This window comes from Streptomyces sp. NPDC050674, assembly GCF_040654575.1.
Classification (GTDB): domain Bacteria; phylum Actinomycetota; class Actinomycetes; order Streptomycetales; family Streptomycetaceae; genus Streptomyces.
Genome location: NZ_JBFAIG010000004.1, coordinates 106982 through 133942, shown reverse-complemented (window position 1 = coordinate 133942; position 26961 = coordinate 106982). Strand labels below are relative to the sequence as shown.

Sequence of the window (26961 nt, the reverse complement as noted above, 5' to 3'; positions counted from 1 at the left end):
GGGGCGGCTGCGTGATCGTTGGCGCCGGAGGTGGTGCCGACATGAACGCACATCTGGCCCGCAGCGCCATGGGCAGGTACGGGGAGAGCCTGGCCGCACGACGGCTGGCCGAGGCCGGTCTGACGGTCATCGAGCGCAACTGGCGCTCCGGCCGCGCCGGCGAGATCGACATCGTGGCCAGGGACGGGGACGTCCTGGTCGTCTGCGAGGTGAAGACCCGCAGGGAGAGTCCCTTCGAGCATCCGATGGCCGCCGTGACCCCGCAGAAGGCGGAGCGGCTGCGTGACCTCGCCGAGCGGTGGATCCAGGCACACGGGGGCGCGCCGCCCGGCGGCGTCCGCATCGACGTGGTCGGGGTGCTGCTGCCGGCCCGCGGCGCCGCCGTCGTCGAGCATGTGCGGGGGGTGGCCTGAATGGCATTCGCCCGTACGTGTTCGGTGGCACTGGTCGGTGTCGAAGGCGTGGTCGTCGAGGTCCAGGCCGACCTCGAACCCGGCGTCGCGGCCTTCACGCTGGTGGGACTGCCCGACAAGAGCCTCACCGAGAGCAAGGACCGGGTGCGCGCCGCGGTCGTCAACTCGGGCGCCGCCTGGCCCCAGAAGAAACTCACGGTCGGGCTGAGCCCGGCCTCGGTGCCCAAGTCGGGCAGCGGCTTCGATCTGGCCGTCGCGGCAGCCGTCCTCGGCGCGGCGGAGCGCATCGACCCGCGGGTCCTGGCCGACATCGTGATGATCGGCGAGCTGGGGCTGGACGGGCGGGTGCGGCCGGTGCGGGGCGTGCTGCCCGCGGTGCTGGCGGCGGCCGACGCGGGCTACGAGCAGGTGGTGGTGCCCGAGTGCGCCGCCGCCGAGGCGTCCCTCGTGCCGGGGGTGTCGGTGCTGGGCGTCCGCAGTCTGCGGCAGCTGATCGCCGTCCTGGCCGACGAGCCCGTGCCGGACGAGGAGCGCGACGAGCAGGGCCGCCCGGACCCGCTCATGGCCGGGCTGCGCGTGCCGGGCACCGGCGCCGCCACGGGTATGCACAGCGTCGGCGCGGCCCAGCACGACCACGGTCACGACCTGGCGGACGTCGTCGGCCAGACCTCGGCCCGTACGGCCGTGGAAGTGGCAGCGGCGGGCGGGCACCACCTCTTCCTCGAGGGGCCGCCCGGTGCCGGCAAGACGATGCTCGCGGAGCGGCTGCCGGCCATCCTGCCCCGGCTCGGCCGGCAGGAGTCGCTGGAGGTCACCGCGGTCCACTCGGTGGCCGGCCTGCTGCCCCCGGGCAAGCCGCTGATCGACGTCGCCCCCTACTGCGCCCCGCACCACTCCGCCACGATGCAGGCACTCGTCGGCGGCGGCCCGGGCATCGCGCGGCCCGGGGCGGTGTCGCTGTCCCATCGCGGCGTGCTGTTCCTGGACGAGACACCGGAATTCAACAGCCAGGCCCTGGACGCCCTGCGGCAGCCGCTGGAGGCGGGGCACGTGGTGATCGCGCGCAGTGCGGGAGTCGTGCGCTTCCCTGCGAAGTTCCTGATGGTCCTCGCGGCGAACCCCTGCCCGTGCGGCCGGTTCTCCCAGCGGGACGACCTGTGCGAGTGCCCGCCCTCGGCGGTCCGCCGCTACCAGGCCCGGCTGTCCGGGCCGCTGCTCGACCGGGTCGACCTGCGCGTCGAGGTGGACCGTGTCACCCGCGCACAGCTCACCGCCGGCGCCCGGGGAGAGGCGACCGCGGCGGTCGCCGACCGGGTGCGGGCGGCCCGGGGGCGGGCCGCGGAGCGCCTCGCCGGCACCCCCTGGCGCACGAACAGCGAGGTGCCCGGCCGGGAGCTGCGCAGTCGCTGGCACGCGATGCCAGGAGCGATGGACGAGGCCGAGCGGAACCTGGAACGGGGCGTCCTGACCGCCCGGGGACTCGACCGCGTCCTGCGCGTGGCCTGGACGGTCGCCGACCTCGTCGGCCATGACCGGCCCGACGCGACGGACGTGGCCCTCGCGCTCCAGCTGCGCACCGGAGTGCCGCGAGGCGTCCCCATGGCCCTCGGGGCGCTGACATGACCCTCACCGACGCACCGGACGCCGAGCTGCTCGACCGCGTCCTGCTCACCCGGGTCATCGAGCCCGGAGACGAGACCGGCGGGAGGTGGGTACGGGAGTTCGGGGTCAGGGAGGTGGTGCGGAGGCTGAGGGAGGACCGGGCCGCGCTGCCCGGGGTGAGCGCGAAGCGGTGGGCCGGGCTGGTGGCCAGAGCCGAGGCGGCCCGGCCACGCCGGGATCTGGAGACCGCCCGGGACGCCGGAGTGCGGTTCGTGAGCCCCGCGGGGGCGGAGTGGCCGGGGCAGCTGGACGATCTCGGGGACGCCCGCCCCCTCGGGTTGTGGGTGCGCGGGCGGCCCAGCCTGCGCATGTGGGCACTGAGATCGGTCGCCGTGGTCGGCGCCCGGGCCTGTACCGAGTACGGGGCCCACATGGCCGCGACCCTCGCCGCCGGGCTCGCCGAGCAGGGCTGGGTGGTGGTGTCCGGCGGCGCCTACGGAGTCGACGGCGCCGCCCACCGCGGGGCGCTCGGTGCCGGCGGGGCCACCGTCGCCGTCCTCGCCTGCGGTGTCGACCGGCCCTACCCGCGCGGCCACACCCGGTTGATCGGCAGGATCGCGGAACAGGGCCTGGTGATCGGCGAGCTGCCGCCCGGCGAGCACCCGACCCCGAGCCGGTTCATCCTGCGGAACCGAGTGATCGCGGCGCTCACCCGCGGCACCGTGGTCGTCGAAGCCGCCCACCGCAGCGGTTCCCTGGTCACCGCACGGGCGGCGCAGCGCCTCCGCCGGCACACGATGGGCGTGCCGGGCCCGGCCACCAGCGGGCTCTCCGCCGGAGTGCACGATCTGCTGCGCGGGGAGGCATCCCTGGTCACCGACGTCGCGGACGTCGTCGAACTGGTAGGTGACATCGGTGAGCTGGCGCCCGACCGGCGCGGCCCGGTCCTGCCCCGGGACCTGCTGGAACCGGCCGCCCGGCAGGTGCTCGCCGCGCTGCCGGGGCGTGGGGCGGCCCGGCCGGACGAGATCGCCCGCTCCGCCCAGACGGCGCAGGACGACGCGATCGCGAGACTGTACGAACTCCGAGCACTCGGTTACGTCGAACGACACGGCGACGGCTGGAAGTTGACACGCCAGGCGGTGATGTCGGTCCGCGACGGCCGCGGGCCGTGTTGACCGTCTGTGTTCGGCCGTCCGGGGGAACCCCGACAACCCTTGGAAATGCGCTCAGTTGGGCCTCTCGGGTGATCACGCGGAGCGACCGGCCCACCCCGGAGAGGCGTCCTGAGGAACGTATCTGCGCCCGCCTCGACCGCCGCCCTTCGCGCACCGCGACTCCGCAGTCACGCTACGCTCACGAGGATCCCGACACGGACAGGCAACTCGACATCAGACAGACAGCTCACCCCAGCAGCACCCCTGCGCAGCAGAACGGCACAAGGCGACGAATGCCCCAGCACACCTCCGGGTCCGACCGGGCGGCGATCCCCCCAGCCGCCCGTGACGGTGGCAGCGTGCGGCCGCCCGCTCCCTCGACGCTCGACGAGCTGTGGCGGTCGTACAAGGCGACGGGGGACGAGCGGCTGCGGGAGCAACTGATCCTGCACTACTCACCCCTCGTGAAGTACGTCGCGGGACGGGTCAGTGTGGGCCTGCCGTCCAACGTCGAGCAGGCGGACTTTGTCTCGTCCGGGGTGTTCGGGCTGATCGACGCGATCGAGAAGTTCGACATCGACCGGCAGATCAAGTTCGAGACGTACGCGATCACCCGGATCCGCGGCGCCATGATCGACGAACTCCGGGCGCTGGACTGGATCCCCCGCTCGGTGCGCCAGAAGGCGCGCAACGTGGAGCGTGCGTACACCACGCTGGAGGCGCGGCTGCGGCGGACGCCGTCCGAGGGCGAGGTGGCCTCCGAGATGGGCATCGCCGTCGAGGAACTCCACGCCGTGTTCAGCCAGTTGTCGCTGGCCAACGTGGTCGCCCTGGAGGAGTTGCTGCACGGCAGCGGTGAGGCCGGCGACGGGCTCAATGTGCTGGACACGCTGGAGGACACCACCGCCGACAACCCCGTCGAGGTCGCCGAGGACCGGGAGCTGCGGACGTTCCTGGCGCGGGCGATCAACACCCTGCCCGACAGGGAGAAGACCGTGGTCACGCTGTACTACTACGAGGGCCTCACCCTGGCCGAGATCGGGAACGTGCTGGGCGTGACCGAGAGCCGGGTCAGCCAGATCCACACCAAATCGGTCCTCCAGCTGAGAGCGAAACTGGCGAGCTTCGGTCGCTGACCTGGCCGGACACCCTCGGGTCGGCAGCAACCACTCCCGTCGGGCGGGGCTCGTCCGTAGAGTGTTGACGTGCCAAGGATTCGAGCGGCCTCCGTGGCCGAGCACCGGTCGATGCAGCGAGCCGCCCTGCTGGACGCGGCTCGTTCCTTGTTGTCCGAGGGCGGTACGGAGGCGCTGACCTTCCCGGCCCTCGCCGAGCGGACGGGCCTCGCGCGATCGTCCGTCTACGAGTACTTCCGCTCCCGCGCGGCCGTGGTCGAGGAGCTGTGCGCGGTCGACTTCCCGGTCTGGGCGGCGGAGGTGTCGGCGGCGATGGAGCGGGCGGAGACGGCCGAGGCCAAGGTCGAGGCGTATGTGCGGCAGCAGCTGGAGCTGGTCGGCGACCGCCGGCACCGGGCCGTCGTCGCGATCTCCGCGAGTGAACTCGACGCGGGGGCGCGGGAGAAGATCCGCGCGGCGCACGGCGGGCTGATCGCCATGATCGTCGAGGCGCTGGGCGAGCTGGGGCACGCGCAGCCCAGGCTGGCGGCGATGCTGCTCCAGGGTGTCGTGGACGCGGCGGTGCGGAGGATCGAGCTGGGGGCGGCGGAGGAACCGGCCGCCATCACCGACGCGGCTGTGTCCATGGCTCTGCGGGGTGTACGGGGCTGAGGGCGGGGTGCGTCGGCCGTTTCAGGCGGCCTCGTGGTCCTGTGCGTCCGATCCGTCCTCTTGTGCATCCAGGTTGTGCATCCAGGGCGGGCGCGAAGGCCTTTGCGGAAGAACCGGCTGACGAGAGTCGGCTCAGCGGCCCGGGCGCACGGCAGTCGTCGTCGCGGCCCCCGCTGGCCTGTGCGGCTCCGAGTCGGCGTCTCGGGCCGTGCGCGCCGGCCGGTCCGTGCGTATGGCAGTGGGCGAGGCCCCGCGGGTGTTCGAGGACGGACGGCAGCGGCAGGGACCTGGTGCACGTCCGGGACGCGGTGGCGGCGAACGCGGTGGCGCGCCGTCGTGGCCACCTGCCCACCGGCCCGTGCTGCCCCGAGCCGGTATCGCGTGGCCCCGCCCCCAGCCCCGTGCGGCGGAGTGGCGGGCACGCCTGCGGCTAGGCGAGCGGGAGGAGTCTCGACGGGCCCCTGTGCAGGAGCCATGGGGGTAGGAGGGACAGCGGGTTCAGGTACGTCTCGCCGCGCCGCAGGCCCCAGTGCACGCAGGTGGCCGTGCAGTGCGAGCCGCTCGCGTCCACCGTGCCGATCACCTCGCCCGGTTCCACCTCCCGGCCCTCTTCGACCGAGGCCGTCACCGGTTCGTAGGTCGTGCGCAGCGGCGGATCGCCCGTGTCCGTGAGGTCCACCGAGACGACTCCCTTGCCTGCCACACGGCCCGCGAAGGAGACACGGCCCGCGGTCACCGCCCGCACGGGTGTTCCCGCGGGGGCCGCGAGATCCACACCCCGGTGGCCGGGGCCGTAGACGGTCGCCGGGGGCTTCCAGCCCCGCAGGACAGGGGGACGGAGACCGACGGGCCAGGCCCGGCCGATCGTCGGCACGGTGGCGTCGGCCGCGGGCGCGTCCGCCGCGAACAGTGGTGGTGGCGGGGCCAGCAGGGCCGTCGCCGTGACGATCAGCAGCAGCATCAGCCGGGTACAGACCCGCGCACATCGGTTCGCTCGCATGCGGACAGCGTCCCGGAGTCCCCGCATCGCCGCTCAGGGCTGTGGGCCGTCGCCCGCTTGTGGACAACGGCGTCACCCGGCACTCCACGGGTCCCGTACACTTCTGGTGGCGATCCGAGTCATCGGGTCGACTTCGCACGCCCCGATACGGACCCCGGCAACGGGCCCGTATCAGCGTCCCTCGGTCCCTCGTGGAACGGCGCGCAGTGGGCGTCAGGCGCGGAAGCCGTCCGGCATCCGCGGCACAACCGAGAAAATCAAGGAGATACGGCCATGGCCGTCGTCACGATGCGGGAGCTGCTGGAGAGCGGCGTCCACTTCGGTCACCAGACCCGTCGTTGGAACCCGAAGATGAAGCGCTTCATCTTCACGGAGCGCAACGGCATCTACATCATCGACCTGCTCCAGTCGCTGTCATACATCGACCGCGCCTACGAGTTCGTCAAGGAGACCGTCGCCCACGGCGGCACGGTCATGTTCGTCGGCACGAAGAAGCAGGCGCAGGAGGCCATCGCCGAGCAGGCCACCCGCGTCGGCATGCCCTACGTCAACCAGCGCTGGCTGGGCGGCATGCTCACCAACTTCTCGACCGTCTACAAGCGTCTGCAGCGCCTCAAGGAGCTCGAGCAGATCGACTTCGAGGACGTCGCCGCGTCCGGTCTGACCAAGAAGGAGCTTCTCGTGCTCTCGCGCGAGAAGGCCAAGCTGGAGAAGACCCTCGGCGGTATCCGCGAGATGCAGAAGGTGCCCAGCGCCGTCTGGATCGTGGACACCAAGAAGGAGCACATCGCCGTTGGTGAGGCCCGGAAGCTGAACATCCCGGTCGTCGCGATCCTCGACACCAACTGCGACCCCGACGAGGTCGACTACAAGATCCCGGGCAACGACGACGCGATCCGCTCCGTCACCCTGCTCACCCGCGTCATCGCCGACGCCGTCGCCGAGGGCCTCATCTCCCGCAGCGGTGTCGCCACCGAGGGCAAGGGCGAGAAGGCCGCGGGCGAGCCGCTGGCCGAGTGGGAGCGTGACCTGCTCGAGGGCGAGAAGAAGGCCGACGAGGCCGCCCCCGCCGCCGACGCCGCTCCGGCTGAGGCCGCCCCCGCCGCCGAGGCTGCTCCGGCCGAGGCTGCTCCGGCCGCCGAGGCCGAGGCTCCGGCCGAGGGCGAGAAGCCGGCCGAGGCCGAGCAGGCCTGACCCGTCAGTCCCGTGGTGACGGCGGGAGCGGTACTGCATCCACCAGCGCCCTCGGCGCGGTGAAGTCCGCTCCCGCCGTTCACCCGTAGGTCAGCGGAAGGACAGCGCCCTCAGGCTCCATGAGGGCGCGACCGCAGGATCCGCAGATCGTCGATCTTCCAGACTTCGAGAGAGATTCACAGACTCATGGCGAACTACACCGCCGCCGACGTCAAGAAGCTCCGTGAGCTCACGGGCGCCGGCATGATGGACTGCAAGAAGGCGCTGGACGAGGCCGAGGGCAACGTCGAGAAGGCCGTCGAGGCGCTCCGCATCAAGGGCCAGAAGGGCGTCGCCAAGCGCGAGGGCCGCTCCGCCGAGAACGGTGCCGTCGTCTCGATCATCGCCGACGACAACTCCTCCGGTGTCCTGGTCGAGCTGAAGTGCGAGACGGACTTCGTCGCCAAGGGTGACAAGTTCCAGGCCGTGGCCAAGACCATCGCCGAGCACGTCGCGAAGACCTCCCCGGCCGACCTCGAGGCCCTGCTCGCCTCCGAGATCGAGGCCGGCAAGACCGTCCAGGCGTTCGTGGACGAGGCCAACGCCAACCTGGGCGAGAAGATCGTCCTGGACCGCTTCGCGCAGTACGCCGACGGCTTCGTGACCGCGTACATGCACCGCACGATGCCCGACCTGCCCCCGCAGATCGGTGTCCTCGTCGAGCTGGACAAGCCGAACGCGGAGATCGCCAAGGGCGTCGCCCAGCACATCGCCGCCTTCGCGCCGAAGTACCTCTCCAAGGAGGACGTGCCGGCCGAGGTCGTCGAGTCCGAGCGCCGCGTCGCCGAGGAGACCACCCGCGCCGAGGGCAAGCCCGAGGCCGCCCTGCCGAAGATCGTCGAGGGTCGCCTCAACGGCTTCTTCAAGGACGCCACGCTGCTCGGCCAGCCGTACGCGCTCGACAACAAGAAGTCCGTCCAGAAGGTCCTGGACGAGGCCGGTGTCACCCTGAAGCGCTTCACGCGCATCAAGGTCGGCATCTGAGTCCGTACCGCGCTCGACGCCCGACCCCTATAGGGTCGACAGCAGTCGTCCGCGTACGCCGTCACATGGGTGGCGGACGACAGCAGATCTGACGAGGAGGCCATTGCCGTATGGGATGCGAACCACGCCCCACCGGCAATGGCCTCTTCGGTATGTGCAACACGTGAAAGAGGCGGGATCCCCCATGACCACCAAGGCCCAGAAGAGCGACGACGGCAAAGTACGCGGCCGGTTTCTGCTGAAGCTGTCCGGAGAGGCCTTCTCCGGTGGCGGCGGCCTTGGCGTCGACCCCGACGTGGTGCACAAGATCGCCCGCGAGATCGCGGCCGTCGTGCGCGACGGCGCCCAGATCGCGGTCGTCATCGGCGGCGGCAACTTCTTCCGCGGTGCCGAACTCCAGCAGCGCGGCATGGACCGGGCCCGCTCCGACTACATGGGCATGCTCGGCACGGTCATGAACTGCCTCGCCCTCCAGGACTTCCTGGAGAAGGTGGGCGTGGAATGCCGTGTGCAGTCCGCCATCACCATGGGGCAGGTCGCCGAGCCGTACATCCCGCTGCGCGCCGTACGGCACCTGGAGAAGGGCCGTGTGGTCATCTTCGGCGCCGGTATGGGCATGCCGTACTTCTCCACCGACACCACCGCCGCCCAGCGCGCCCTGGAGATCGACGCCGAGGCGCTGCTGATGGGCAAGAACGGCGTGGACGGGGTCTACGACTCCGACCCGAAGACCAACCCGGACGCGGTGAAGTTCGATCACCTCGGCTACGGCGAGGTCATCACGCGCGACCTGAAGGTCGCCGACGCCACGGCCGTGACGCTGTGCCGCGACAACAAGCTCCCGATCGTGGTCTTCGAGCTGCTGGCGGAGGGCAACATCGCACGCGCCGTCAAGGGTGAGAAGATCGGCACGCTGGTGGGGGACCCCGGCAGCCGGGACTGAGTTTCCCGAGAACAACCCCGTCCGGGGGACGGACGGGACGGAGCCGGGCCGGGGGATGGACAATGTCCCGCCGGTCGGGAACCGTGCAGGAAGAAGACGCGACGCAGCCGGCCGCCGCCCCACATGGAACCGCAGCCGGGCCTACTCAAGACACGCAGGAGCAAGTGGTGATCGAAGAGACCCTCCTCGAGGCCGAGGAGAAGATGGAGAAGGCCGTCGTGGTCGCCAAGGAGGACTTCGCCGCGATCCGCACCGGCCGTGCGCACCCGGCGATGTTCAACAAGATCGTGGCCGACTACTACGGCGCGCCGACCCCGATCAACCAGCTGGCCTCGTTCTCGGTGCCCGAGCCGCGCATGGCCGTGGTGACCCCGTTCGACAAGAGCGCGCTGCGCAACATCGAGCAGGCCATCCGCGACTCCGACCTGGGCGTCAACCCGAGCAACGACGGCAACATCATCCGGGTGGTGTTCCCCGAGCTGACCGAGGAGCGCCGCCGGGAGTACATCAAGGTGGCCAAGAGCAAGGGTGAGGACGCCAAGGTCTCCATCCGCTCCGTGCGCCGCAAGGCCAAGGACACCATCGACAAGATGATCAAGGATGGCGAGGTCGGCGAGGACGAGGGCCGCCGTGCGGAGAAGGAGCTCGACGACACCACCGCGAAGTACGTCGCGCAGGTGGACGAGCTCCTGAAGCACAAGGAAGCGGAGCTGCTCGAGGTCTGATGAACGACTCTTCCTGGGGGGCGCCGCCACAGGCCGGCTACTGGGGGCCTCCTGACCACGGGCATGGTCAGGGGCACGTCCAGGGCGCGGGCCACGGGCACGTCCAGGGGGCCGCTCCGGCGGGTCCCGCATACGATGCGTATGAAGCGCCTCAGACTCGCCCCATGCCCATCGTGCCCGACGTGACCGAATTCGGCGGAAACCAGGATGACGACCGGGGGGCCGCTCGGCTGAGCGGCCCCCCGGTCCGAAACGACACGAATCCGGAGCCCATGCCCGACGCCTCGCAGCCGGCGCCCAAGCCGCCGAAGAAGAGCGCGGGGCGCGACCTGAGTGCCGCGATAGGGGTCGGTGTCGGGCTCGGCGCGGTGATCGTCGCGTCGCTGTTCGTCGTCAAGGCCGTGTTCGTCGGCGTCGTCGCGGTGGCCGTGGTGGTGGGCCTGTGGGAGCTGACCAAGCGGCTGGAGGAACGCAAGGGCATCCGGGCTCCTCTGGTGCCGCTCGCGCTCGGCGGTGCCGCGATGATCGTCGCCGGGTACGTCCGTGGCGCCGAGGGCGCGTGGGTGGCGATGGCGCTCACGGCACTGGCCGTCCTGGTCTGGCGCATGACGGAACCGCCCGAGGGCTACCTGAGGGACGTCACCGCGGGCGTCTTCGCGGCGTTCTACGTGCCGTTCCTGGCGACCTTCGTCGCGATGATGCTGACCGCGGACGACGGGCCGCAGCGGGTGCTCACCTTCCTGCTGCTCACGGTCGTCAGCGACACCGGGGCGTACGCCGTCGGCTGGCGGTTCGGCCGGCACAAGCTCGCCCCGCGCATCAGCCCCGGCAAGACCCGGGAGGGCCTGCTCGGCGCGGTGTCCTTCGCCATGGTCGCGGGGGCCCTGTGCACGCAGTTCCTCATCGACGACGGGGTCTGGTGGCAGGGCCTGGTGCTGGGCCTCGCGGTCGCGGTCACCGCCACGCTCGGCGACCTCGGCGAGTCCATGATCAAGCGGGACCTCGGCATCAAGGACATGGGCACGCTGCTGCCGGGCCACGGCGGCATCATGGACCGGCTCGACTCGCTGCTGCCCACGGCTCCGGTGGTGTGGCTGCTGCTCGTGCTCTTCGTGGGATCCGGCTGAGCCGTCCGGCCCGGTCGGCGAGCCCCTGCCCCGCCGGGCAGGGGCTCGCTGCCGTCCGGGGAGACGCCCGGGGGGGCCAAGTGGGACGATGCAGATGTACCTCCCAAAGGAGGCCATCATGGCCATCATCCGAGAGAGCATCGACGTCGACCGCCGCCCCGAGGAGGTCTACCAGTACGTCATGGACGCCGGGCACATGCCGGAGTGGCAGCTGAGCGCCGTATCGGCGGAGCGCCTCGACGAAGGGCCGGTCGGGGTGGGCACCAAGGTCCGGGTGACCCGGCACGTCGGCAGCCGTGTGATGCCGATGACCATGGAGGTCACCGAGTACGACCCGCCCCGCAGCTGGGGCATGCGCGGCGTCGACGGACCCGTCCGGGCCCAGGTGCACGGCGAGGTCGAGCCCTACGACGAGGGCCGCCGCTCGCACGTCACGATCGACATCGACTTCGAGGGCCACGGCATGGGCAAGGTCCTGGTCCCCCTCGTCGTACGCCCCCAGGTCCGCAAGGAGCTCCCACGCAACGAGCAGCTCCTCAAGGACCGGCTGGAGCAGACGGGCGGGTAAGGCGTCTACTCCGGCGGCTCGGCTCGGATCAGCGCCGCCGAGGGAACTTCCAGCCCTAGGCCCGGCCCTCGCCCAAGCCGTGTGGGTCCGCGCGGCGGGGACGCCTAGTCGTCCTCGCCGCTCTGCTGTGAGCGGGGACTCCGGCTCGCGCTGCGGGCCAGTTCACTGCCGAGCAGCGTGGCCTTGGCCACGCCACGCGCCCAGCGCGGGGCGTCACCCCGGGCTGTCCAGAACACGCAGACACTGCCGCCGATGACGAGCAGGACGACGACCGACAATATGAGCACGAGCATGCTCGACCCCCGCTTCTTGTGATGATCGGCCCATCCTGCCAGGCAGTCCCCGCTTCCAGCCTCCAAACGCTCTCAGGGGCTGCTGCTGCACAGGCCGACTCCTCAGCGCTTGCTGCGTCATGATCTGGCAATGGACGAGTACGGATGGGCCGCGAGCCTCGAAATGCCGGCCAGGGACGCGGTGCGGGCGGGCTGGGGGGCGACGGTCGCGGCCCTGCCTGTCGGGAGCAAGATCACCGGAGTGGTCATCGGTCGCCGGCCCTTCGGGGTCTTCATTCGTATGGACGGTGTGCCGGACGCCATAGCGCTGGCGGAGATCACGCGCATGCCGCTGGGGATGGACCTTCCGGCCCTCGAGGCCTCGACCAGTGGTGAGGTCTACTGGCACGACGACCGCAACCACCAGGTCAGGGTCCGGCTCGACGAGTGGCAAGGAGCCCCGGAGTGATCGCCCGAGCCTGACGGCAGCCGTAGCGACCGACGGCTGCGGGTCACCCGAGTGGATCTGCGACACTGGGAGGGTTATGCCGAAGCCCGGAGAACTCACTTTCGTAGCCCCCCGCGGAGCCAAGAAGCCGCCGCGGCACCTCGCCGATCTCACTCCTGCCGAGCGCAAGGAGGCCGTCGTCGCGGCCGGGGAGAAGCCGTTTCGTGCCAAGCAGCTCTCGCAGCACTACTTCGCGCGGTACGCGCATGATCCGGAGCAGTGGACCGACATCCCCGCCGGGTCCCGGGAGCGGCTGCGGGAGGCGCTGCTGCCCGAGCTGATGACCGTCGTGCGGCATCTGTCGACCGACGAGGGCACCACCCGCAAGACGCTGTGGCGGTTGTTCGACGGGACGCTCGTCGAGTCCGTGCTGATGCGGTACCCGGACCGGGTGACCATGTGCATCAGCTCGCAGGCCGGGTGCGGGATGAACTGCCCGTTCTGTGCGACCGGGCAGGCGGGGCTGGACCGGAATCTGTCCACCGCAGAGATCGTGCACCAGATCGTGGACGGCATGCGCGCCCTCCGGGACGGGGAGGTGCCCGGGGGGCCGGCGCGGCTCAGTAACATCGTCTTCATGGGCATGGGCGAGCCGCTCGCCAACTACAACCGGGTCGCCGGTGCCATCCGGCGGCTCACCGACCCCGAGCCCGACGGGGTGGGCCTCTCCCAGCGCGGCATCACCGTCTCGACGGTCGGGCTCGTCCCGGCCATCCACCGGTTCTCCGACGAGGGCTTCAAGTGCCGCCTCGCCATCTCGCTGCACGCCCCCGACGACGAGCTGCGCGACACCCTCGTCCCGGTGAACACCCGGTGGAAGGTCCGCGAGGTGCTGGACGCCGGCTTCGAGTACAGCGCCAAGTCGGGACGCCGGCTGTCGATCGAGTACGCGCTGATCAGGGACATCAACGACCAGGCCTGGCGCGGTGACCGGCTCGGCCGGTTGCTCAAGGGCAGGCCGGTGCACGTCAACCTGATCCCGCTGAACCCGACCCCCGGGTCCAAGTGGACCGCCTCCCGGCCCGAGGACGAGAAGGCGTTCGTGGAGGCCATCGCCGCCCATGGTGTGCCGGTGACGATCCGGGACACCCGTGGTCAGGAGATCGACGGGGCGTGTGGTCAGCTCGCGGCCACCGAACGGTAGTCTGACCGTCGTAAGCACACCTGCATATTCGACATCTGCACATTCCGACAGGGGAGCGCCACAGCGCTGAGAGTGCGGCACACGGCCGCAGACCCTCCGAACCTGGCCCAGGTCATTCTGGGTAGGGAGATCGGTCACCACTCGAGCTGTTGCGCCCTGCCCGGGACCCCGTAAGTCCCGGGCAGGGCCGCGTCTTCTCCTGGTCACTCCAGGAGGAATCCAGTGAGCATCAACGCAAAGCGGCTGACGGCGGCGGTCGTCGGGCTGGGCATGGCCGGCACGCTCGCCGCGTGCGGGTCGTCCGACGGCGGTCAGGGGTCCGGCGACTCCAAGACCGTCACGCTCGTCAGTCACGACTCGTGGGCGGCGTCCAAGGACGTCATCGCCGCCTTCGAGAAGCAGTCCGGCTACAAGGTCCGGGTGCTGAAGGACGGCGACGCCGGGCAGGCCGTCAACAAGGCCATCCTGACCAAGGACAACCCGCAGGGCGACGTCTTCTTCGGTGTCGACAACACCCTGCTCTCGCGAGCCCTCGACAACGGGCTGTTCCAGTCGTACGAGGCGAAGGGGTCCGAGCAGGTCAAGGCCGCGTACCGGGTCGACCAGGACAAGCACCGGGTCACGCCCGTCGACACCGGCGACATCTGCGTCAACTACGACAAGAAGTACTTCGCCGATCACAAGCTGAAGCCGCCGCGGAGCTTCGACGATCTCGTCAAGCCGCAGTACAAGAACCTGCTCGTGACCGAGAACGCCTCCGCCTCCTCGCCCGGCCTCGGCTTCCTGCTCGGCACCGCCGCCAAGTACGGCGACCAGGGCTGGGAGGGGTACTGGAAGAAGCTCAAGGCCAACGGCGTGAAGGTCGTCGACGGCTGGGAGCAGGCCTACAACGAGGAGTTCTCCGGCTCTGCCGGCGGCAAGAAGGCCAAGGGCGACCGGCCGCTCGTCGTGTCGTACGCCTCCTCGCCGCCCGCCGAGGTCGTCTTCGCCGACCCGAAGCCGGGCACCGCCCCGACCGGCGTCGCCGACGGCACCTGCTTCCGGCAGGTCGAGTACGCCGGGCTGCTCGCCAACGCGAAGAACGCCAAGGGCGGCAAGGCGTTCCTGGACTTCCTGCTCAGCAAGCGGTTCCAGGAGGACATGCCCATGAACATGTTCGTGTACCCGGTGCGCGAGGGCGCCCAGGTGCCGCCGGAGTTCGTGACGTACGGGCCGCAGGCGAAGGACCCCGAGACCATGGACCCGGCGAAGATCGCCGACCACCGTGACCAGTGGGTCAAGTCGTGGACCTCACTCGTACTGAAGTAGTCCGCACCAGGCGCGGGAGCGCGGCGCGGCTCGGTCTCCTGGCCGTGCCCGTCGCGTTCTTCGCCGTCTTCTTCGCCTACCCCGTCGCCGCGATCGTCGCCCGTGGTCTGAAGACCGGCGGGACCTGGCACCTCGGGCGGATCGGGGAGGTGCTGGCGCAGTCCGACGTGCGGCACGTGCTGTGGTTCACCACCTGGCAGGCACTCGTCTCCACCGCGCTCACGCTGCTCGTGGCGCTGCCCGGCGCGTACGTCTTCGCGCGCCTCGACTTCCCCGGCAAGCAGGTCCTGCGGGCGGTCGTGACCGTCCCGTTCGTGCTGCCGACGGTCGTCGTCGGCACGGCGTTCCTGGCGCTGGTCGGGCGAGGCGGGCTGCTCGACGAGCTGTGGGGCCTGCGCCTGGACACCACCGTGTGGGCGATCCTGCTCGCGCACGTCTTCTTCAACTACGCGGTCGTCGTCCGTACCGTCGGCGGACTCTGGGCGCAGCTCGACCCGCGACAGGAGGAGGCCGCCCGGATGCTCGGCGCGTCCCCGCTGAAGGCCTGGCGGCAGGTCACCCTGCCCGCCCTCTGCCCGGCCGTGGCCGCCGCCGCGCTCATGGTCTTCCTGTTCACGTTCACCTCCTTCGGTGTCGTGCAGATCCTCGGCGGGCCCACGTTCTCCACCCTGGAGGTGGAGATCTACCGGCAGACGTCCGAGATCTTCGACCTGTCCACCGCGGCCGTACTCACCATGATCCAGTTCGTGGCGGTGGGGGCGATCCTCGCGGTGCACGCCTGGACCGTGCGCCGGCGGGAGACCGCGCTGCGGCTGGTGGACGCGTCCGTGACCGCGCGCGGGCCGCGCGGCGCGGGGCAGTGGGCACTGCTGGGCGGGGTGCTCGCCACCGTCGCCGTGCTGCTCGTGCTGCCGCTCGCCGTGCTGGTCCAGCGGTCCCTGGGCGCGCCGGACCTCGGCTACTACCGGGCGCTGACCCGTGAGGACGGGGGAGTGTTCCTGGTCCCGCCCATCGAGGCGATCGGCAACTCCCTGTCGTACGCGGTGGCCGCCACGCTCATCGCCGTGGTGATCGGCGGGCTCGCCGCGGTCGCGCTCACCCGCCGGGACGCCGGGCGGTTCGTGCGCGGCTTCGACGCGCTGCTGATGCTGCCGCTCGGGGTGTCCGCGGTGACCGTCGGCTTCGGGTTCCTGATCTCCCTCGACGAGCCGCCGCTGGATCTGCGGTCCTCGTGGATCCTCGTGCCGCTCGCCCAGGCGCTGGTGGGGGTGCCGTTCGTCGTCCGCACCATGCTGCCGGTGCTGCGCGCCGTGGACACGCGGCTGAGGGAGGCCGCCTCGGTGCTCGGGGCCTCGCCCTGGCGGGTGTGGCGGGAGGTGGACCTGCCGATGGTGCGGCGGGCGCTGCTGATCGCGGCCGGGTTCGCCTTCGCCGTGTCGCTCGGGGAGTTCGGCGCGACGGTGTTCATCGCACGGCCCGACCGGCCGACGCTGCCGGTGGCCGTGGCGCGGCTGCTGGGGCGGCCCGGGGACCTCAACTACGGCCAGGCGATGGCCCTTTCGACGATTCTGATGGTGGTGTGCGCCGTGGCCCTGCTGGTGCTGGAGCGGCTGCGCACGGACCGGACGGGGGAGTTCTGATGCTGCTGGCCCTGGAGGGCGCGACGGTCCGTTTCGGCGGGCGTGCCGTGCTGGACGCCGTCGATCTGGAGGTCGCCGAGCACGAGGTCGTGTGTGTGCTCGGGCCCAGCGGCAGCGGCAAGTCGACCCTGCTGCGGGCGGTGGCCGGGCTCCAGCCCCTCGACGCGGGGCGGGTGGTGCTCGACGGGCGTGACCAGGCGGGCGTGCCGGCGCACCGGCGCGGGGTCGGGCTGATGTTCCAGGACCACCAGCTGTTCCCGCAGCGGGACGTGGGCGCGAACGTGGCCTTCGGGCTGCGGATGCGCGGTGAGGCCAAGCGGCGGCAGGCCGAGCGGGTGCGGGAGTTGCTGGACCTGGTGGGGCTGCCGGGCGCGGGCCGCCGGGCCGTCGCCGGGCTGTCCGGCGGGGAGCAGCAGCGGGTGGCGCTGGCCCGGGCGCTGGCGCCGAGCCCCCGGCTGCTGATGCTGGACGAGCCGCTGGGGCAGCTGGACCGGTCGCTGCGGGAGCGGCTGGTCGTCGAACTGAAGGAGCTGTTCGGCCGGTTGGGAACGACCGTGCTCGCCGTGACGCACGACCAGGGGGAGGCCTTCGCGCTGGCCGACCGGGTCGTGGTGATGCGGGACGGGCGGATCGCCCAGTCCGGTACGCCACTTGAGGTGTGGCAACGGCCCGCCGACGCGTTCGTCGCCCGCTTCCTGGGCTTCGAGAACGTGGTCGAGGCCACGGTCGGGGCGGAGGCCGCGGACACGCCGTGGGGCAAGGTGCCGGTGCCCGAAGGGGCCCCGCAGGGCACGCGCACGCTGCTCGTGCGCCCCGCCGGAGTGCGTCTGGTGCCCGCCGGCTCGGGGCTGCGCTGCACGGTGACCGCGCGCACCTTCAAGGGCACCCACGTCGCCGTCCACCTCCAGCCCCGGGACGCCCCCCGCCTGGAGGCGGCGTGCGCGCTGCGGGATGCCCCGGAGCCGGGGGACGAGGTCGGGATGGAGTTCGACGCGGCTGAAATCGTGGTGCTCGGCTGATCCGCCGCGGCCTAGGGTGCGGGGCATGACGCTGCTGCTCCCTCACGACCGCTACTGCGACGAAATCCCGCCCACCAGGTCCGCCAGTTGAGGTCGGTGGTGACCTCGGGTGCCGACCTGTCCGCCACGGTGCCGACCTGCCCGGACTGGTCGCTGGAGGACCTCGTCCGGCACCTGGGCGGCGCCTTGCGCTGGGTGGAACTCCTGGTGCGCACCCGGGCCCAGGAGGAGGTGCCGGCGGAGCGGGTGCCGGCTGTGGACGGGCCCGGGACGCGGGGGGACGCCGCGGCGCTGGACGCCTGGCTGGCGGAGGCGGGCGAACAGGTGGTCGCCACCCTGCGGGAAGCGGGCCCGGGCACCACGGTGTGGGGCTGGGCCGGGGTGCTCACCACCGGGTTCTGGGCCCGCCGGATGACCCACGAGATCACCGTGCACCGCGCGGACGCCACGCTCGCGGCCGCACTGCCGTACGAGGTCGCACCCGAGGTCGCCGTCGACGCGATCGACGAGTGGCTCCAGATCGTGCAGTACGTGCAACGGACGCAGCCGCACGACGCGGCCGCTGAACTGCGCGGCCCGGGCCGCAGCATCCATCTGCACGCCACCGGCGCCGACCCGGGATTGGGCGCCGAGTGGCTGATCGAACTCACCGAGGACGGTGTCACCTGGCGCCGGGGCCACGAGAAGGCCACGGTCGCCCTGCGCGGACCGCTCACCTCCGTCCTGCTGGCCTTCTACCGCCGACTGCCGCTGGACGCACCGGAGTTGGAGGTGCTGGGCGAGCGGGAGCTGCTGGAGTTCTGGCTGCGGCGGGCGACGTTCGGATGAGACGGGACGTGGCCCGCCCCCGGTCGGGGACGGGCCACGTCAGGGTGTGCGGAGGCGTCAGCTGTCGCTGTCGGCCCCGCGACGGCGCATGCCGAAGAACACCGCACCGCCACCGACGACGACCAGGGCCGCCGCGATGCCGGCGATGAGGCCGGTGTTGGAGTCGGCACCGGTCTCGGCGAGGTTGGAGTCACCGGCCGGGGCGGGCGCGTTGCCCGCCGGCGAGGAGCTCTGGCTCTCCGACGGCTCCGGAGCCGGGGTCCCGGTGTCCTCGGCCGGCTTGGACGGGGAGGCCGACGGGGTCGGCGTCGCCGGGGGAGTCGAAGCCGGGGGCTCCTCCTCCTTCTTGCAGGCCGTGGCCGGGGTGACGAGGTTGGGCTTGATGTCCTCGTCGACGTAACGCGAGGCCTTGACGTGGATGCGGTACTCGGCGTTCGGCTTCCAGGCCTCGGTGAAGGTGATGGTGGTGCCTTCGCGCGAGCCCTTCACCTCCTGCTCGCCGATCTTCTTCACGTCGGCGCCGTTGTTCTCGAGGTACACGGTGACCGTCGCCGGGATGCCGGCGGGGTCCACGTCGGTGACGGTGATGACGCCCTTGTCGCCGTCGCACTTCGCCTCGGCGGAGAACTCGCTGATGTTGCAGGCGAGCGCGTTGCCCGCGGTGCCGAGCGCGAGCGCGGCCGAGGCGGAGACGACACCGAGGACGCGCACGGCACGTGCGCGGCGGGATACGGACAGAACTGCCACGTTTGTCCTTTACGGGATTGCTCAAGCGGGGGGTGGAGGCGGTGTTGACCGAACATCAGCACCACCGGGAGGCTCACAGGTCTATAAGCGCTGCATAAGTAGTGTCAACGCAGATGCTGCGTGCAAGCACTTGCTTTGCCTTCTTATTAACCGCCGAGACGTTTCAACGCCTCCGGCGCCTGATCGATCCGCTCCACGAGCGCGATGCGCGCCTCCATCGAACGCCCCTGGGCCAGGGACCGCAGCAGCGGCCACGCGGGCAGCTTCTCCGTCCAGTGCGCGCGATTCACGAGCACCATCGGCGTCGGTTCGCCGCGCGATTCATAGTAGTTGGGCGTCGCGTTGTCGAAGATCTCCTGTACGGTCCCGGCGGCGCCCGGCAGGAACACCACACCCGCGTTGGACCGGGCCAGCAGGCCGTCCTCGCGGGTGGCGTTGGCGAAGTACTTGGCGATGTGCGAGGCGAAGGCGTTCGGCGGTTCGTGGCCGTAGAACCAGGTCGGGATGCCCACCGAGCGGCCACCGCGCGGCCAGCGGGCGCGTATCTCGAAGGCGGCCGAGGCCCACTGGGTGATCGACGGAGTGAAACGCGGTGCCTTGCCGAGGAGTTCGAGCGACTCGGTGAGCATCTCGTCGCCGAACGGGGCCGCGTACGCGCCGAGGTTCGCCGCCTCCATCGCGCCCGGGCCGCCGCCGGTGGCGATGGTGAAGCCGGCGCGGGCCAGTTCCCGGCCGAGCCGTGCGGCGCCCGCGTACTCCTCGGTGCCGCGGGCCATCGCGTGCCCGCCCATCACACCCACCACCCGGGCGCCGGACAGGAGTTCGTCGAGCGCGTCCGAGACGGAGTCGTCGTGGACCGCGCGCAGCATGGACGCGTGGATGTCGCGGTCCGCCTTCGTGCGCTGGAACCAGGCGTAGGCGAGGGCGTCGGGCGTGGCCTCGTAGCCGTCGGCCAGGGACGCGAAGAGTTCGTCCGGGGAGTAGACCGAGCCCCGGTACGGATCGAAGGGCAGACCGGGCACCGGAGGGAAGACCAGGGCGCCGTCGGCGCGGATCTTCGCCGCCGCCTCCTCGCGCATCGCGCAGCCGAGGAAGACGGCGCCCGCGGTGTCGGTGCCGAGCAGTTCGCGCGTACGGTCCGTCAGGTCGACGGCCTGGACCCGGTATCCGGCGAGTGTGCCGCGGGCCGAGACGGTCGCGTCGAACTCCTCGAGGGTCTCTATCTCACGGTCGTCGTGGTGGGCCGCATGGGCGGGCATCGTCTGCACGCGCCCATGCTGGCACAGCGCGCCTCAGCCCTGGACGGCCGCGGGGTCCATCCACACGACCTCGAAGGTGTGGCCGTCCACGTCGTCGAAGGCACGGCCGTACATGAAGCCGTGGTCCTGGGTCTCGCCCGAGACGGAACCCCCCGCGGCGACCGCCTTCTCGACCAGTTCGTCGACCTTCTCGCGGCTCTCGGCGCTCAGCGCGAGCAGCACCTCACTGGTCGTCGTCGAGTCCGCGACCCGCTTCTTCGTGAACTGGAGGTACTTGTCCTCGGTGTGCACCATCACCACGATGGTGTCGCTGATCACGACCGAGGCGGTCGTGTCGTCACTGAACTGCTCGTTGATCGCGAAGCCCAGCTGCGTGAAGAACTTCTTCGAGGCGTCCAGGTCGCGGGTGCACAGGTTCACGAAGATCATCTGCTGGTACATGCGTGGTCTCTCCCATCACGTCCGTGTCGTTACGGGGGGATAGACGGGGCCCCGGCCCGGAACTCATCGGCACCCACGAACTTTTTTCGTACGAGTTTCCGGAGCCTGCCGGGCTCAGCGCGCCAGGGGCAGGGCCGCCAGCTCCGCGACCGTCAGCGTGAGCGGGCCGAACAGGGCGAGCAGCGCGCCCGCGCGGAGGACGGCGGCGCTGCGCAGCATCGTGGCCGGGGCGCCGAGGCGCAGCAGCGCGGCGGTGGTGCCGGCGCGGGCCTGCCGGGCCTCCACGGCGGCCGTGAGCAGCGTCGCCACGGTGCAGCCGGCCACGAGGAGCACGCCGAGGGTGGTCAGCGGGCCGAGCGAGAGTCCGTCCGGCGCGTGCAGCAGCGCCATGGCCCACGCGGCGGAGGCGACCGCGCAGACGACGCCCAGGGGACGTCCGATGCGCAGGGCCTCGGCCATGAGGATGCGGCCGGCCAGCAGCCGCAGGGCGCCGGGGCGGGCCGACTGGAGCAGCCGCCCGCACAGGTGGGTCAGGCCCGGACCGGCCAGGGCCAGACCGACCGCGGCCAGCGCCCAGCCCGCCATCACGCCGGGGGAGGCGCCGGAGAAGGTGAGGTCGGGCGGTGTGGCGGCGGTGCGGCTGGTGTAGCTCTCCACGGCCAGCCCGGCGGCCAGCACGGTGATGCCCCAGGGGAGACCGGAGGGGGCGGCGGTGCTGTCCGGCAGGGCCGGCCCGGGGGCCGCGGGGGCGTCGGCGGTGTCGGGTGCCTCGGCGTCCGGGCCGGGATGCCTGTCCAGGGCTCCGGCGGGGCTGATGGCGCCGGCCGCGTCGGGCGCCGCCGCGCGCGGGTTGAGCCGCTGGGCGGGATCGTCCGGCAGGCCCCTCACGCCCGCCGCCTGTGGGGTGCCGGGCGCAGTGACGTCCACGGCCGCGTCCCCGGTGCCCGGGTGCGCCGCGGGGGGCCGAGCGGCATCCACGACCGCGCTCACCGTCCCGGCCGCACCCGTGGCCGCAGCCGGAGCCGACCCGCTCGTGCGGGCCGCCGGCGGAGCGCTCTTGACTGCTCCGGCGGGAGCGCCGAGCGCCGGGCGGGCGAACTGCCGGCCGAACCGGCCGTACGCCCCGAAGGTCTCGCGGGTGCTGGTGCGCCGGTAGGCGCCGAAGCGGCCGTACGTCCGGGCCGCCCCGGACCCGGCCGGCACCGCCTCGCGGGGCCGCAGGGTCAGGGCCACCGCCACGGACGCCCCCACGGGCAGCAGCGCCAGCAGGGTCAGGGCCCCCGGCAGCGGCAGGGGTTGGTCCGCCGCGAGCCACTCGGCGGCGGCGCCGTCGAAGGGCATGCCCGTCAGGTCGCCCCGCAGGTGCAGGAAGACGAGCAGGGCCAGCATCGAACCGAGCGTGCAGGACAGGGCCGTCGTCGTCGCCGAGACCGCCATCATGCGCACCGGCCCGAGGCCGATCGCCGAGAGCCCCGGGCGGGGCCTGGTGCCGGGGTCGGTACGGGCCACCGCGACCGCGAAGTACACCGTGGCGGCCAGGGGCGCGGCGCACCAGGCCAGCCGCAGCAGGGCGGAGCCGGGGGAGCCGGGGTGGCCCAGCGCGTAGCCGAGGGCGCACAGCAGGAGGAAACCCGTGCCCGCCGAGGCCGCGGCGACCAGGAGACGGCGCAGCTGGACGGCCGGGTGGGCGCCGCGGGTCAGACGGAGAGCGAGCACGCTGCCCGGCCTTCCGGCTCGGCGTTCTCGCTGACCGGGGGCAGGTGCACCGTCTGCACGCGCCGCCCGTCGAGGAGGGACACCGTGCGGTCGGCGAGGGCCGCGGTCTCCGCGTCGTGGGTGGCCAGCACGACGGTGATGCGGTGGGAGCGGGCCGCGGTGGTGAGGGTGCGCAGCACATGGGCCCGGTCGGCCCGGTGCAGGGGCGCGGTGGGCTCGTCGGCGAAGAGGACCGACGGCGCGGGGGCCAGGGCGCGGGCGATGCAGACCCGCTGCCGCTCGGCCTGCACCAGCTGGTGCGGGCGTTTGCGGGCGCTGTCGCCGATGTCGAGGCGCTCCAGCCACTCCAGGGCGGCGGTCTTGGCACGGCGCCGGCTGGTGCCGCGCAGCATCAGCGGCAGGGCGGTGTTCTCCCAGGCGTTGAGCTCCGGTACCAGGGAGGGGGCCGGGTCGATCCAGCCGAAGCGGTCGCGGCGCAGCCGTTCGCGGGTGAGGGGGCCCATGGTGTGGACGGGCATGCTGTTGAACCAGACCTCGCCGCGCCGCACGGGCACCAGGCCGGACAGGCACCGCAGCAGGGTCGTCTTGCCGCTGCCGCGCGGGCCGCTGATGGCGAGGATCTCGCCCTCCCGCACGCCGAGCGAGACACCGCAGAGCGCGGGCGAGCCGTCGTCGTGCTGGAAGTGCAGGGCGCGTGCCCAGAGCACGTCGTTGTCCGGCGGGGCCTCCATGCGCGTACACCTCGGTTCAGATCCGTAGTTCCCGTGTCCATCCCCCGTGCGGGGGAACGAAGGCAGGGCCGATCGGTCACTGGGCACGCTAGGCAGAAGGCGGCTCGGCACCGGACAGCACGCGGCCCCGGGCCGCCGTTTCTCACTCGAACGGGCGGTACCGGGGCCGGTGTTGATCATCCATGCAGACGATCGGAGCGCCGGGCGTCAGAGCTTCGTCCACGCCTCCGTGAGGGTGGCGCGCAGGATCTGCTCGATCTCGTCGAACGTCGACTGGTCGGAGATCAGCGGCGGGGCGAGCTGGACGACCGGGTCTCCGCGGTCGTCGGCGCGGCAGTACAGGCCGTTGTCGTACAGCGCCTTGGAGAGGAAGCCGTACAGGACGCGCTCGGTCTCCTCGTCGTTGAAGGACTCCTTGGTGTGCTTGTCCTTCACCAGCTCGATGCCGTAGAAGAAGCCGTTGCCGCGGACGTCGCCGACGATCGGCAGGTCGTGGAGCTTCTCCAGGGTGGCGCGGAAGTTGCCCTCGTTGTCCAGGACGTGCTGGTTGAGGTTCTCGCGCTCGAACAGGTCGAGGTTGGCCAGGCCCACGGCCGCGGAGACCGGGTGGCCGCCGAAGGTGTAGCCGTGCAGGAAGGTGTTGTCGCCCTTGTAGAACGGCTCGGCCAGGCGGTCGGAGATGATGCAGGCGCCGATCGGGGAGTAGCCCGAGGTCATGCCCTTGGCGCAGGTGATCATGTCCGGCACGTAGTCGAACTTGTCGCAGGCGAAGTAGGTGCCCAGGCGGCCGAAGGCGCAGATGACCTCGTCGGAGACGAGCAGCACGTCGTACCGGTCGCAGATCTCGCGGACCCGCTGGAAGTAGCCGGGCGGGGGCGGGAAGCAGCCGCCCGCGTTCTGCACCGGCTCCAGGAAGACCGCGGCGACGGTGTCCGGGCCCTCGAAGAGGATCTGCTGCTCGATCTGGTCGGCGGCCCAGCGGCCGTAGGCCTCGGGGTCGTCGCCGTGGATCGGGGCGCGGTAGATGTTGGTGTTCGGGACCTTGTGGGCGCCCGGGACCAGAGGCTCGAAGGGGGCCTTCAGGGCCGGCAGGCCGGTGATGGACAGGGCGCCCTGCGGGGTGCCGTGGTAGGCGACCGCGCGGGAGATCACCTTGTGCTTGGTGGGCTTGCCGACCAGCTTGAAGTACTGCTTGGCGAGCTTCCAGGCGGTCTCGACGGCCTCACCGCCGCCGGTGGTGAAGAAGACCTTGTTCAGGTCGCCCGGGGCGTGGTGCGCGAGGCGCTCGGCCAGCTCGACGGCCTTGGGGTGGGCGTAGGACCACACGGGGAAGAACGCGAGCTCCTGCGCCTGCTTGAAGGCGGTCTCGGCGAGCTCCACGCGGCCGTGCCCGGCCTGCACCACGAACAGCCCGGCGAGGCCGTCCAGGTAGCGCTTGCCCTGGTCGTCGTAGATGTACGTGCCCTCGCCCCGGACGATCGTGGGGACGGGGGCCTTCTCGTACGACGACATGCGCGTGAAGTGCATCCACAGGTGGTCGTACGCGGTCTGGGAGAGGTCCTTGCTCACGGCTATCGGGTCCTCACGATTATCGGGTTCCCCACATGTAGGTCTGCTTCTTGAGCTTGAGGTAGACGAAGCTCTCGGTGGAGCGCACTCCGGGCACGGCCCGGATGCGCTTGTTGATGACCTCCAGCAGGTGGTCGTCGTCCTCGCAGACGATCTCCACCATCAGGTCGAAGGACCCCGCGGTCATCACCACGTACTCGCACTCGGACATGGCCGACAGCGCGTCCGCGACCGCCTCCACGTCGCCCTCGACGTTGACGCCGACCATCGCCTGTCTGCGGAAGCCCACGGTGAGCGGGTCCGTGACGGCGACGATCTGCATCACGCCCTGGTCGAGCAGCTTCTGGACGCGCTGGCGCACGGCCGCCTCCGACAGGCCCACGGCCTTGCCGATGGCGGCGTACGGCCGGCGGCCGTCCTCCTGGAGCTGCTCGATGATGGCGAGGGAGACGGCGTCCAGCTGGGGCGAGCTGCCGTTCCTGGACTCGCGGGAGGGCTCGCGGTGCTCCCGCGACCCCTTCTGGTCTGCGCTTCGACTGGCCACGGGGTCACTGTGCACGAGGTATCGACACTTCCGCAAGCCTGGATCGATGAAATCCGTTGTTTCAGTCCCTCAGTACTGCGGATTCCGCATGAGTGGAGGGAGCGGGGGTGTTGAAAACGTGGATCCGCCGACTAGGGTGGTGTCTCAAGTAATGGACATCCGAACTGGAGGGCCGGCAGTGAGCACCGAGCTGCGTCGTCTGCGCAACTACATCGGCGGTGAGTTCCGGGACGCCGCCGACGGACGGACCACCGAGGTGGTCAATCCCGCGACGGGCGAGGCGTACGCGACCGCTCCGCTGTCCGGGCAGGCGGACGTGGACGCCGCCATGGCGGCGGCCGCCGAGGCCTTTCCCGGCTGGCGTGACACCACGCCCGCCGAGCGCCAGAAGGCCCTGCTGAAGATCGCGGACGCCTTCGAGGAGCGCGCCGAGGAACTGATCGCGGCCGAGGTGGAGAACACGGGCAAGCCGGTCGGGCTGACCCGCTCCGAGGAGATCCCGCCGATGGTGGACCAGATCCGCTTCTTCGCGGGTGCGGCGCGGATGCTCGAGGGCCGCTCGGCCGGTGAGTACATGGAGGGCCTGACCTCCATCGTGCGCCGTGAGCCGGTCGGCGTCTGCGCGCAGGTCGCGCCGTGGAACTACCCGATGATGATGGCCGTGTGGAAGTTCGCCCCGGCGATCGCCGCGGGCAACACGGTCGTGCTCAAGCCGTCCGACACCACCCCGGCCTCCACGGTCCTGATCGCGGAGATCCTCGGCGGGATCCTGCCGAAGGGCGTCTTCAACGTCATCTGCGGCGACCGCGAGACCGGCCGCATGATGGTCGAGCACGAGACCCCGGCGATGGCCTCCATCACCGGTTCGGTGCGCGCCGGCATGCAGGTCGCCGAGTCCGCCGCCAAGGACGTCAAGCGCGTCCACCTGGAGCTGGGCGGCAAGGCGCCGGTCGTGGTCTTCGAGGACACCGACATCGCCAAGGCCGTCGAGGACATCTCGGTCGCGGGGTACTTCAACGCCGGCCAGGACTGCACCGCCGCCACGCGCGTCCTCGTCCACGAGTCCATCCACGACGAGTTCGTCTCCGCGCTGGCCAAGACCGCGTCCGAGACGAAGACCGGGCAGCCGGACGACGAGGACGTGCTGTTCGGCCCGCTCAACAACCCCAACCAGCTCAAGCAGGTCGAGGGCTTCATCGACCGGCTGCCCGCGCACGCGCGCGTGGAGGCCGGCGGCAAGCGCGTCGGCGACAAGGGCTATTTCTACGCCCCGACCGTCGTCTCGGGCCTGAAGCAGGACGACGAGATCATCCAGAACGAGGTCTTCGGTCCCGTCATCACCGTGCAGTCCTTCTCCGACGAGGAGCAGGCGGTCCAGTGGGCCAACGGCGTGGAGTACGCGCTCGCCTCCTCGGTGTGGACCAAGGACCACGGCCGGGCGATGCGCATGTCGAAGAAGCTGGACTTCGGCTGCGTGTGGATCAACACCCACATCCCGCTGGTCGCCGAGATGCCGCACGGCGGCTTCAAGAAGTCCGGCTACGGCAAGGACCTCTCGGGCTACGGCTTCGACGACTACACGCGGATCAAGCACGTGATGACGTCGCTGGACGCGTAGGCACACGGTTCGGTCGGAACGGCCCCGGGCACACGGCGCCCGGGGCCGTTCCGCTGCCCGCGACCCCGTTTTTGAACA

General features: G+C 71.4%; 26 protein-coding genes, 1 pseudogene and 1 riboswitch. Of the genes and pseudogenes, 18 read left to right on the top strand and 9 right to left on the bottom strand.

Translation table 11 applies throughout. From position 1 onward, the window contains the following. Window positions 1–11 precede the first annotated feature (11 nt). The 5 genes from AB0I06_RS09270 (at window position 12) to AB0I06_RS09250 (ending at window position 4959) form a co-directional block, all read left to right on the top strand. Window positions 12–413: a YraN family protein gene (locus tag AB0I06_RS09270; protein ID WP_363118143.1), complete on the top strand. Its 402-nt coding sequence runs from the start codon at window positions 12–14 to the stop codon at window positions 411–413. Next, window positions 414–2036, top strand: a complete 1623-nt coding sequence (locus AB0I06_RS09265) for a YifB family Mg chelatase-like AAA ATPase (protein ID WP_363118142.1) — start codon at window positions 414–416, stop codon at window positions 2034–2036. It abuts the gene before it with no gap. Next, window positions 2033–3193: a DNA-processing protein DprA gene (gene dprA / locus AB0I06_RS09260; protein ID WP_363118141.1), complete on the top strand. Its 1161-nt coding sequence runs from the start codon at window positions 2033–2035 to the stop codon at window positions 3191–3193. The genes AB0I06_RS09265 and dprA overlap by 4 nt, the downstream gene beginning before the upstream one ends. Before the next feature lie 272 nt (window positions 3194–3465). Continuing rightward, complete coding sequence (gene whiG / locus AB0I06_RS09255; protein WP_363118140.1) at window positions 3466–4308, top strand: RNA polymerase sigma factor WhiG; 843 nt, start codon at window positions 3466–3468, stop codon at window positions 4306–4308. 93 nt (window positions 4309–4401) lie between these two features. Then, a complete protein-coding gene (locus AB0I06_RS09250; protein ID WP_363118334.1) occupies window positions 4402–4959 on the top strand; it encodes a helix-turn-helix domain-containing protein in 558 nt (185 codons plus the stop codon). Window positions 4960–5389: 430 nt separating this feature from the next. Here AB0I06_RS09250 and AB0I06_RS09245 read toward each other — a convergent pair whose 3' ends face one another. Further along, window positions 5390–5959, bottom strand: a complete 570-nt coding sequence (locus tag AB0I06_RS09245; protein WP_363118139.1) for a M23 family metallopeptidase — start codon at window positions 5957–5959, stop codon at window positions 5390–5392. A gap of 273 nt (window positions 5960–6232) precedes the next feature. Here AB0I06_RS09245 and rpsB point away from each other — a divergent pair, with 273 nt between their 5' ends. The 6 genes from rpsB (at window position 6233) to AB0I06_RS09215 (ending at window position 11539) form a co-directional block, all read left to right on the top strand. Then, the gene (gene rpsB, locus AB0I06_RS09240) at window positions 6233–7153 is read left to right on the top strand and encodes a 30S ribosomal protein S2 (RefSeq protein WP_363118138.1); all 921 of its coding nucleotides are present in this window, start codon (window positions 6233–6235) and stop codon (window positions 7151–7153) included. A 186-nt stretch (window positions 7154–7339) separates the two neighbouring features. Further along, window positions 7340–8176: a translation elongation factor Ts gene (tsf, locus tag AB0I06_RS09235; RefSeq protein WP_031103424.1), complete on the top strand. Its 837-nt coding sequence runs from the start codon at window positions 7340–7342 to the stop codon at window positions 8174–8176. Between the two features lie 184 nt (window positions 8177–8360). Further along, the gene (pyrH, locus tag AB0I06_RS09230; RefSeq protein WP_363118137.1) at window positions 8361–9119 is read left to right on the top strand and encodes a UMP kinase; all 759 of its coding nucleotides are present in this window, start codon (window positions 8361–8363) and stop codon (window positions 9117–9119) included. Between the two features lie 167 nt (window positions 9120–9286). Further along, window positions 9287–9844, top strand: coding sequence for a ribosome recycling factor (frr, locus tag AB0I06_RS09225; RefSeq protein ID WP_363118136.1), 558 nt, complete (start codon window positions 9287–9289; stop codon window positions 9842–9844). Then, complete coding sequence (locus tag AB0I06_RS09220) at window positions 9844–10971, top strand: phosphatidate cytidylyltransferase (RefSeq protein ID WP_363118135.1); 1128 nt, start codon at window positions 9844–9846, stop codon at window positions 10969–10971. The genes frr and AB0I06_RS09220 overlap by 1 nt, the downstream gene beginning before the upstream one ends. Window positions 10972–11089: 118 nt before the next feature. Then, window positions 11090–11539, top strand: a complete 450-nt coding sequence (locus AB0I06_RS09215) for an SRPBCC family protein (RefSeq protein ID WP_363118134.1) — start codon at window positions 11090–11092, stop codon at window positions 11537–11539. Between the two features lie 104 nt (window positions 11540–11643). On the opposite strand, the gene AB0I06_RS09210 is transcribed toward AB0I06_RS09215, so the two are convergent. Continuing rightward, window positions 11644–11832: a hypothetical protein gene (locus AB0I06_RS09210; protein ID WP_363118133.1), complete on the bottom strand. Its 189-nt coding sequence runs from the start codon at window positions 11830–11832 to the stop codon at window positions 11644–11646. 130 nt (window positions 11833–11962) lie between these two features. Here AB0I06_RS09210 and AB0I06_RS09205 point away from each other — a divergent pair, with 130 nt between their 5' ends. The 6 genes and pseudogenes from AB0I06_RS09205 (at window position 11963) to AB0I06_RS09180 (ending at window position 18258) form a co-directional block, all read left to right on the top strand. Continuing rightward, window positions 11963–12280, top strand: a complete 318-nt coding sequence (locus AB0I06_RS09205) for a hypothetical protein (RefSeq protein ID WP_363118132.1) — start codon at window positions 11963–11965, stop codon at window positions 12278–12280. 76 nt (window positions 12281–12356) lie between these two features. Beyond that, complete coding sequence (gene rlmN, locus AB0I06_RS09200; protein ID WP_363118131.1) at window positions 12357–13463, top strand: 23S rRNA (adenine(2503)-C(2))-methyltransferase RlmN; 1107 nt, start codon at window positions 12357–12359, stop codon at window positions 13461–13463. A 39-nt stretch (window positions 13464–13502) separates the two neighbouring features. Next, window positions 13503–13609, top strand: a riboswitch (TPP riboswitch). 82 nt (window positions 13610–13691) lie between these two features. Then, window positions 13692–14771: a thiamine ABC transporter substrate-binding protein gene (locus AB0I06_RS09195; protein WP_363118333.1), complete on the top strand. Its 1080-nt coding sequence runs from the start codon at window positions 13692–13694 to the stop codon at window positions 14769–14771. A gap of 38 nt (window positions 14772–14809) precedes the next feature. Next, window positions 14810–16411 (top strand): iron ABC transporter permease, encoded by a 1602-nt coding sequence (locus AB0I06_RS09190; RefSeq protein WP_363118332.1) that lies wholly within the window; start codon window positions 14810–14812, stop codon window positions 16409–16411. Beyond that, window positions 16411–17430 (top strand): ABC transporter ATP-binding protein, encoded by a 1020-nt coding sequence (locus AB0I06_RS09185; RefSeq protein WP_363118130.1) that lies wholly within the window; start codon window positions 16411–16413, stop codon window positions 17428–17430. Before AB0I06_RS09190 ends, AB0I06_RS09185 begins: the two co-directional genes overlap by 1 nt. 25 nt (window positions 17431–17455) lie before the next feature. Continuing rightward, window positions 17456–18258, top strand: a pseudogene (locus AB0I06_RS09180) (maleylpyruvate isomerase family mycothiol-dependent enzyme). A gap of 57 nt (window positions 18259–18315) precedes the next feature. On the opposite strand, the gene AB0I06_RS09175 reads toward AB0I06_RS09180, so the two are convergent. From AB0I06_RS09175 to AB0I06_RS09145, 7 genes are all read right to left on the bottom strand, one after another. Continuing rightward, entirely contained in the window at window positions 18316–18996 is a 681-nt protein-coding gene (locus AB0I06_RS09175; RefSeq protein ID WP_363118331.1) for an LAETG motif-containing sortase-dependent surface protein, read from the bottom strand. A 155-nt stretch (window positions 18997–19151) separates the two neighbouring features. After that, window positions 19152–20273 (bottom strand): LOG family protein, encoded by a 1122-nt coding sequence (locus tag AB0I06_RS09170; RefSeq protein ID WP_363118128.1) that lies wholly within the window; start codon window positions 20271–20273, stop codon window positions 19152–19154. A 24-nt stretch (window positions 20274–20297) separates the two neighbouring features. Beyond that, on the bottom strand, window positions 20298–20705 hold the full coding sequence (locus AB0I06_RS09165) for a VOC family protein (RefSeq protein ID WP_363118127.1): 408 nt from the start codon (window positions 20703–20705) through the stop codon (window positions 20298–20300). Window positions 20706–20819: 114 nt separating this feature from the next. After that, window positions 20820–22421 (bottom strand): hypothetical protein, encoded by a 1602-nt coding sequence (locus AB0I06_RS09160; RefSeq protein WP_363118126.1) that lies wholly within the window; start codon window positions 22419–22421, stop codon window positions 20820–20822. Beyond that, window positions 22403–23152, bottom strand: a complete 750-nt coding sequence (locus AB0I06_RS09155; protein ID WP_363118125.1) for an ATP-binding cassette domain-containing protein — start codon at window positions 23150–23152, stop codon at window positions 22403–22405. The genes AB0I06_RS09160 and AB0I06_RS09155 overlap by 19 nt, the downstream gene beginning before the upstream one ends. A 207-nt stretch (window positions 23153–23359) precedes the next feature. After that, the gene (locus tag AB0I06_RS09150) at window positions 23360–24679 is read right to left on the bottom strand and encodes an aspartate aminotransferase family protein (protein WP_363118330.1); all 1320 of its coding nucleotides are present in this window, start codon (window positions 24677–24679) and stop codon (window positions 23360–23362) included. 61 nt (window positions 24680–24740) lie between these two features. Next, a complete protein-coding gene (locus tag AB0I06_RS09145; RefSeq protein ID WP_363118124.1) occupies window positions 24741–25280 on the bottom strand; it encodes an Lrp/AsnC family transcriptional regulator in 540 nt (179 codons plus the stop codon). A 163-nt stretch (window positions 25281–25443) separates the two neighbouring features. Here AB0I06_RS09145 and AB0I06_RS09140 point away from each other — a divergent pair, with 163 nt between their 5' ends. Next, entirely contained in the window at window positions 25444–26883 is a 1440-nt protein-coding gene (locus tag AB0I06_RS09140; RefSeq protein ID WP_363118123.1) for a gamma-aminobutyraldehyde dehydrogenase, read from the top strand. Window positions 26884–26961 lie beyond the last annotated feature (78 nt).

Coding starts and splice junctions, on each gene's coding strand:
- AB0I06_RS09150 (WP_363118330.1), bottom strand. CDS start 24,679: ATGCACTTCACGCGCATGTCGTCGTACGAGAAGGCCCCCGTCCCCACG.
- AB0I06_RS09155 (WP_363118125.1), bottom strand. CDS start 23,152: ATGGAGGCCCCGCCGGACAACGACGTGCTCTGGGCACGCGCCCTGCAC.
- rpsB (WP_363118138.1), top strand. CDS start 6,233: ATGGCCGTCGTCACGATGCGGGAGCTGCTGGAGAGCGGCGTCCACTTC.
- dprA (WP_363118141.1), top strand. CDS start 2,033: ATGACCCTCACCGACGCACCGGACGCCGAGCTGCTCGACCGCGTCCTG.
- AB0I06_RS09210 (WP_363118133.1), bottom strand. CDS start 11,832: ATGCTCGTGCTCATATTGTCGGTCGTCGTCCTGCTCGTCATCGGCGGC.
- AB0I06_RS09185 (WP_363118130.1), top strand. CDS start 16,411: ATGCTGCTGGCCCTGGAGGGCGCGACGGTCCGTTTCGGCGGGCGTGCC.
- AB0I06_RS09220 (WP_363118135.1), top strand. CDS start 9,844: ATGAACGACTCTTCCTGGGGGGCGCCGCCACAGGCCGGCTACTGGGGG.
- tsf (WP_031103424.1), top strand. CDS start 7,340: ATGGCGAACTACACCGCCGCCGACGTCAAGAAGCTCCGTGAGCTCACG.
- AB0I06_RS09245 (WP_363118139.1), bottom strand. CDS start 5,959: ATGCGAGCGAACCGATGTGCGCGGGTCTGTACCCGGCTGATGCTGCTG.
- pyrH (WP_363118137.1), top strand. CDS start 8,361: ATGACCACCAAGGCCCAGAAGAGCGACGACGGCAAAGTACGCGGCCGG.
- AB0I06_RS09215 (WP_363118134.1), top strand. CDS start 11,090: ATGGCCATCATCCGAGAGAGCATCGACGTCGACCGCCGCCCCGAGGAG.
- AB0I06_RS09265 (WP_363118142.1), top strand. CDS start 414: ATGGCATTCGCCCGTACGTGTTCGGTGGCACTGGTCGGTGTCGAAGGC.
- AB0I06_RS09165 (WP_363118127.1), bottom strand. CDS start 20,705: ATGTACCAGCAGATGATCTTCGTGAACCTGTGCACCCGCGACCTGGAC.
- AB0I06_RS09205 (WP_363118132.1), top strand. CDS start 11,963: ATGGACGAGTACGGATGGGCCGCGAGCCTCGAAATGCCGGCCAGGGAC.
- rlmN (WP_363118131.1), top strand. CDS start 12,357: ATGCCGAAGCCCGGAGAACTCACTTTCGTAGCCCCCCGCGGAGCCAAG.
- whiG (WP_363118140.1), top strand. CDS start 3,466: ATGCCCCAGCACACCTCCGGGTCCGACCGGGCGGCGATCCCCCCAGCC.